General features: G+C 69.9%; 7 protein-coding genes. 2 read left to right on the plus strand and 5 right to left on the minus strand.

Annotated features, from left to right (window positions below; all coding sequences use genetic code 11):
- Positions 1 to 43: 43 nt before the first annotated feature.
- The 5 genes from ACFR9S_RS01705 to ACFR9S_RS01725 form a co-directional block, all read right to left on the minus strand.
- Positions 44 to 475: a hypothetical protein gene (locus ACFR9S_RS01705; RefSeq protein WP_379731262.1), complete on the minus strand. Its 432-nt coding sequence runs from the start codon at positions 473 to 475 to the stop codon at positions 44 to 46.
- A 108-nt stretch (positions 476 to 583) separates the two neighbouring features.
- Entirely contained in the window at positions 584 to 1,384 is an 801-nt protein-coding gene (locus ACFR9S_RS01710; protein WP_379731263.1) for an aldo/keto reductase, read from the minus strand.
- Between the two features lie 53 nt (positions 1,385 to 1,437).
- Entirely contained in the window at positions 1,438 to 2,214 is a 777-nt protein-coding gene (locus ACFR9S_RS01715; protein WP_379817911.1) for a PHP domain-containing protein, read from the minus strand.
- Positions 2,214 to 2,522 (minus strand): cupin domain-containing protein, encoded by a 309-nt coding sequence (locus ACFR9S_RS01720; RefSeq protein WP_379731265.1) that lies wholly within the window; start codon positions 2,520 to 2,522, stop codon positions 2,214 to 2,216. The genes ACFR9S_RS01715 and ACFR9S_RS01720 overlap by 1 nt, the downstream gene beginning before the upstream one ends.
- A gap of 124 nt (positions 2,523 to 2,646) precedes the next feature.
- Entirely contained in the window at positions 2,647 to 3,123 is a 477-nt protein-coding gene (locus ACFR9S_RS01725) for an Lrp/AsnC family transcriptional regulator (protein ID WP_379731266.1), read from the minus strand.
- A 209-nt stretch (positions 3,124 to 3,332) separates the two neighbouring features.
- Between ACFR9S_RS01725 and ACFR9S_RS01730 the strand changes: the two genes are divergently transcribed.
- Entirely contained in the window at positions 3,333 to 3,755 is a 423-nt protein-coding gene (locus ACFR9S_RS01730) for an NAD-binding protein (RefSeq protein WP_379817914.1), read from the plus strand.
- Positions 3,752 to 5,646: amino acid permease (locus ACFR9S_RS01735; RefSeq protein WP_379817916.1), on the plus strand; the 1,895-nt coding region annotated here is incomplete at its 3' end. The genes ACFR9S_RS01730 and ACFR9S_RS01735, both read left to right, overlap by 4 nt.

Consider the following 5,646-nt stretch of genomic DNA (forward strand, 5'->3'; position numbering starts at 1 on the left):
CCACAGAACTCGATGCCGTAGGGGTGTATCGCCGACGACGACGCTACTCCCGCCCGACGACCACCGCGGTCCGGATGTCCAGCGCGGCGTCGAACTCGCTCCCGCGGCGCGTCTCGGCGCCGATCCGGAGGAGCTGTCGCTCGTGTGCCTGCCGGACCGTCAATTCCTCCTGTGGCGTCAGCGAGAGCGCCGACGCCACCCCCTCCCAGTAGTCCGGCGGGACGAAAAACAGCTCGCGGCGGTCGTCGCTGTACGGCGACTCGAACTGCCGGCGGAGCGACGCCCGGCTGTCCGTCAGGTGTGCCTCGACCCGACCCAGCAGCTCCGGGAGCGTCCGCGGGTCGACGCCCTCGCCCCCTGCCACCTGCTGGAGCACCGCGGCGTCGAACGGCACCTCGTCCGCGTCGGGGACGGGCGTCGGGTCGGGGGGGTCCGGCCCGTCGTCGCGCCGGCCGGGGAACTCCGAGCGCCTCATTGTCGCCCCGCTGATCGACGCGGTCGGTCGGCGACGGGGGGTCGAGCGAGCGTCGAGAGGGACATACTCCCCACTTGTGCGTTCTCGGGCATAAGGAGCGCGACGGCGCTACTGGTTCCAGGGCGCCGCGTCGAAGTCGACGATGCGGTGGCGCTCGTCGATTCCGTCGATGGCGGCCACGTCCTCGTCGTCGAGATCCAGCTCCCGGGCTTCCCAGTTCTCCCGGATGTGGCTCTCGCCGGTCGCCTTCGGGATGGCGGCGACGTTCTCCTTCTCGAGCAGCCACGCGAGGCTCACCTGCGCGGGCGTGGCGTCGTGCTTCTCGGCGATCTCCCGGATCGGCTCGACGTCCGCGACCTGATTCCGCGCGATCGGGCAGTACGCCACCAGCGCGTAGTCGTGGTCGACCGCGTGGGCCCGGAGGTCGTCCTGCGGGAGCATCGGGTGGCACTCGACCTGGTGGGCCGCGAGCCGTGGCTCCAGCCGATCCAGCGCGTCGTTGAGTTGGTCGACGCGGAAGTTCGACAGCCCCACGGCGTCGATCACGCCGTCCTCGTAGAGGTCGTTCAGCGCCTCGATCGTCCCCTCGGGGTCGTAGCTGTTGATCGGCCAGTGGACGTACAGCAGGTCGATCGTGTCGACGCCCAGCCGGTCGGCGCTCTCGCGGGCGGTCTCGACGGCGTCGTCGTACGCGAGGTTCTCCGTCGAGAGCTTCGTCGCGACGAAGACGTCCTCGCTGTCCACGTCGCTGGCGGCGATGCCGTCACCGACCGCGCTCTCGTTGCCGTAGCTCTGGGCGGTGTCGACGTGCCGGTAGCCGGCGTCGAGCGCGGTCCGAACGCTCTCGGCGCACTGCTCGGGGTCGTCGTTCTCGTAGGTGCCGAAGCCGAGTCGGGGGATCTCCTGCATGACCGGATCGGGGGGCCGGGGGCGTGTCAACCCTGCGGTGGCGGAACCCGAACTCAGAGCGACAGCGTCGCCGGTTCGACCCCGAGGTGGTCGAAGTGGGTCTCCAGCGCGTCGATCCGGCGGCCGATCTCCGCCGGCTGGTGGGAGTCGCTGCCGACGACGAACTCGATATCGCGGTCCAGCAGCGTGTCGAGCAGGTCGGGCGCGGGGTGGAACTCGCCGTAGTCGTCCAGTACGCGGCCGGCGTTGATCTCCGGCACCGTCGCCGAGTCCGCGAACGCGTCGGCGACCTGTGCGTAGTGGTCGGCCGTCGAGTAGCCCCGGAGTTCGGGCGTCCGTTCGACGAGGTCGGCGTGGGCGGCGATCTCGAACAGCTCCGACTCCGCCAGCGCGGCGAGGTTGTCGTAGTAGCCGTCGACGACCGCGCGGCGCTGCTCGTCGGTCAGGTCGGCGAAGATCGCCGACCACTGCACGTCGTCGCCGTCGACGGAGTGGACGCTGCCGATCGCGTAGTCGAACGCCGCCTCGTCGAGGAATTCGGCGATCTCGGCCTCCCGGCCCGGGACGTAGTCCATCTCGACGGCGTCGTACACCGTGATGTCGGTCTCGGTGCGGATCCACTCGATCCCCTCGCGGCGTCGGTGGTACGTCTCGTCGAGCGCGAACCCGAGGCCGTCGAGGCGCCGCCGGGCGTCGCCCTCCGCGGTGACGTTGCAGTGGTCGGCGAAGCCGATCCCGTCGAGTCCGGCCGCTTCCGCGGCCCGGACCATCCCCGGGATGAAGTGGCCGTCCGAGTAGTTCGTGTGGGTGTGGTAGTCGAACCGGACCATCAGGGCAGGGGTGCGAGCGTGGCGGTGAAGACGGCGGTCCCGTCGGTGTCGTTGCGCGCGCCGTGGGCGACGCCGCGCTCGTGGGCGACGACGCCCGGCGCGTCGATCGCTTCCTCCTCGTCCGCCTGGATCACGGTCACGGTGCCGGCGAGGACGTGGAACACGTTCAGGCTCTCGGGGTGGTCGTGGGCGTCGAGTTCGGCGCCGGGGCCGAGGAAGAAGGCCTTGACGAGGGCGTCGTCGTCGACCACCAGTTCGCGGGTCTCGATCGTGCCCGGTTCCGGGGTCACGTCGGGGAGTCGGTCCATACACCCCACTCGGCGGGCGGGGAGAAAAATCCGGCTACGTCGGCGTGGACGGACACGACCACGGCATCGGCTCCGTGGCCGGAACACGGTGGTTCCGGCAGGTCACTCACCGTGATCGGCTTCGCTACTCGTCGGGACCGCCGTCGAGGAACCCGTGGTACGGGCAGACGTACTCGTCGCGGATGATCTGCTCGTCGACGATCTCCAGCCCCAGCGCGTCGAGCTCCTCGCTGATCCGGTTGAGGTCGTCGTGGTCGCGGCCGATCGTGTTGACGTAGACGTTGCGCTCGCCGGTCATGATCTCCCGGACCGCGGTGACACCCTCGATCTCCCGGGCCGCGTTCGCCATCTCGTCGCGGTCCGGGATGGGGGCGGTGCAGATGATCTTCGTGTACAGCGGGTAGCCCGCGAGGTCGTAGTCGATGTCGAGGTGGTAGCCGCGGATGATGCCGGACTCCTCGAGCTTGTTGATCCGGGTGCGAACGGTGCTCGCCGACAGGTCCAGCTTCTCGGCGATCTCGCTGGAGGAGGTGCCCCGGGCGTCCTGCTGGAGGTAGTAGAGGATGTGACGGTCCACATCGTCCAGCTCTCCGTCTTTCATCGCTACCGACGCGACGCCCGGTAGCGCCTTAGAACCCCCGATCCAGCCGGGGGAGCGGTCGGTCGCACCCGCCACCCAACGGACTTGGCGACGTTTCCGCAATAATCGGCCACTATTTTGACGGACCGTCATCGAAAACCGCTAATTTATACACTTCCGACCGTTACTGTCGAGTAAGCACCCGTGGACAGCGGGTGGCACGCACCACTATGAGTGACATCTCTACCGACACGGACGCACCGACGGGGCGGTCGACCGACGCCGAACTGTTCGTACTGGGCGACGGCGCGGTCGGCGCCGCAGTCAGCCGAGAGCTACAGGCGGCGGGCCACGCCGTCGTGCTCGTCGACGACACGGTCGATCCGCCCGGGATCCCGACCGTCGAGGCCTCCCCGACCGACTCGGCGGCGCTGCGCGAGGCCGGCATCCCGGCGGCGTCGACGGTCGTCGTGGCGACCCGGTCCGACCGGCGGAACCTCCTGCTCGCCCAGTCGATCCGGGTCCGCTTCGACACGCCCCGGGTGATCGTCCTGGTCAACAGCCCCGACCGCGTCGACCCGTTCGCCGACGCCGGTCACGAGGTCGTCTGCGCGACAAGCGCCGTCTCTACGGCCGTCTCCGAGCACGTATGAAGGAACTCGAACGCGACCTCGGACTCCCGTCGGTGCTTGCGATCAGCATCGGCGCCATGATCGGCAGCGGCATCTTCATCCTCCCCGCGCTGGCGCTGAAGATCGCCGGCCCCGCGGTGATCCTCGCGTACCTGCTCGCGGGCGTGCTCGTCGTGCCCGCGGCGCTGTCGAAGTCCGAGATGGCGACCGCGATGCCCGAGGCCGGCGGGACGTACATCTACATCGAGCGGGGGATGGGACCGCTGCTCGGCACCATCGCGGGCGTCGGCACGTGGTTCTCGCTCTCGTTCAAGGGCGCGCTGGCGCTTGTCGGCGGCGTTCCCTACCTGCTGATACTGTTCGATCTCCCGCTGAAGCCCGTCGCGCTCGGGCTGGCGGGCGTGTTGATCCTCGTGAACCTCGTGGGCGCCAAGCAGACCGGGCGCCTGCAGGTCGCCATCGTCGTCGTGATGCTGGCCGCGCTCGGGTGGTTCGCGGCCGGCAGCGTCCCCAGCGTCGAGTCCGCGAACTACGCGAACTTCTTCGCCGACGGGATCGGCGGCCTGCTGGCGGCGACGGGGCTGGTGTTCGTCTCCTACGCCGGCGTGACCAAGGTCGCGAGCGTCGCCGAGGAGGTCGAGGATCCCGGCCGGAACATCCCGCTGGGGATTCTCGGCTCACTGGCGTTCACGACCGTGCTGTACGTCGCCGTCGTCGCCGTGCTGGTCGGCGTGACCGACCCCGGGACGATCGCCGGCTCCGACACGCCGGTCGCCGACGCCGCGGCGGTCACGCTGGGCGGCGCCGGCGTGATCGCGGTGATCCTCGCGGCGATCCTCGCGCTGGTGTCGACGGCCAACGCGGGCATTCTCTCCTCCTCGCGCTACCCGTTCGCGATGAGCCGCGACCAGCTCGCGCCGCCGTCGCTGGCGTCGATCAGCGAGCGGCTGGGGACGCCCGTCAACTCCATCACGCTCACCGGCGCGGTGCTGCTGGCGCTGATCGCGTTCGTGCCGATCCTCGACATCGCCAAGCTCGCGAGCGCGTTCCAGATCATGGTGTTCGCGCTGATCAACCTCGCCGTGATCGCGTTCCGGGAGGGGACCGTCGAGTACGAGCCCGAGTTCACGTCGCCGCTGTACCCCTGGATGCAGATCTTCGGCACCGTCACCGGCGTCGGCCTGCTGACCCAGATGGGCCGCGTGCCGCTGGCGGGCGCGCTCGTCATCACGGTCGCGAGCGTGCTCTGGTACGCCGCCTACGTCCGGCCGCGGGTCGACCGCGAGGGGGCCGCGACGGGCGCGATCCGCCGGCAGGTCAGCGAGGAGGGACTCACCGAAATCGAGTCCGCCGACGCGACCCGCGAGGTGCTCGTCGCGCTCACGAAACGGATGGACCAGCGCCGGATACAGACGCTCGTCTCCCTCGGCGCCGATCAGGTCCGCGCCGACGACGGTCGGGTCGTCGTCGTGCGGTTCGAAGAAGTGCCCGATCAGGCGCCCCTGACGGCGGACGCCGCCGCCCAGTCCGAGGACGACCGCTCCTTCGAGCGGGGGATGGAGACGATCGGCGAACGGCTCGGCGTCGACGTCGAGGCCGACGAGATCGTCAGCCACGACACCAAACACGCCATCGTCAACGTCGCCGAGCGGCGGGGAGTCGACGCCATCGTCGCCGAGCACGAGCCGCTGCGCCTGCGCTCGCGGCTGATCGGCGACCCCATCGACTGGGTGGTCCGCCACGCGCCGTGTGACGTGCTGCTGGTCGACAGCTCCGCCCCACGGACGCCGGAGAAGGTGGTCGTTTCGGGCGAAAACGCGCCGTTCCCGTCGACGGCAGTGACCGTCGCGGAGGCGGTCGCCGAGGCCCACGACGGAGGTCTCTCGCTGTGGTACCCCGGCGACGGCAACGG

The organism is Halolamina salina (assembly GCF_042678005.1).
GTDB classification, from domain to species: Archaea; Halobacteriota; Halobacteria; order Halobacteriales; family Haloferacaceae; genus Halolamina; species Halolamina salina.

Excerpts from the sequence above, each read along its gene's own strand:
- ACFR9S_RS01720 (WP_379731265.1), bottom strand. The coding sequence starts at position 2,522 with ATGGACCGACTCCCCGACGTGACCCCGGAACCGGGCACGATCGAGACC.
- ACFR9S_RS01705 (WP_379731262.1), bottom strand. The coding sequence starts at position 475 with ATGAGGCGCTCGGAGTTCCCCGGCCGGCGCGACGACGGGCCGGACCCC.
- ACFR9S_RS01710 (WP_379731263.1), bottom strand. The coding sequence starts at position 1,384 with ATGCAGGAGATCCCCCGACTCGGCTTCGGCACCTACGAGAACGACGAC.
- ACFR9S_RS01715 (WP_379817911.1), bottom strand. The coding sequence starts at position 2,214 with ATGGTCCGGTTCGACTACCACACCCACACGAACTACTCGGACGGCCAC.
- ACFR9S_RS01730 (WP_379817914.1), top strand. The coding sequence starts at position 3,333 with ATGAGTGACATCTCTACCGACACGGACGCACCGACGGGGCGGTCGACC.
- ACFR9S_RS01725 (WP_379731266.1), bottom strand. The coding sequence starts at position 3,123 with ATGAAAGACGGAGAGCTGGACGATGTGGACCGTCACATCCTCTACTAC.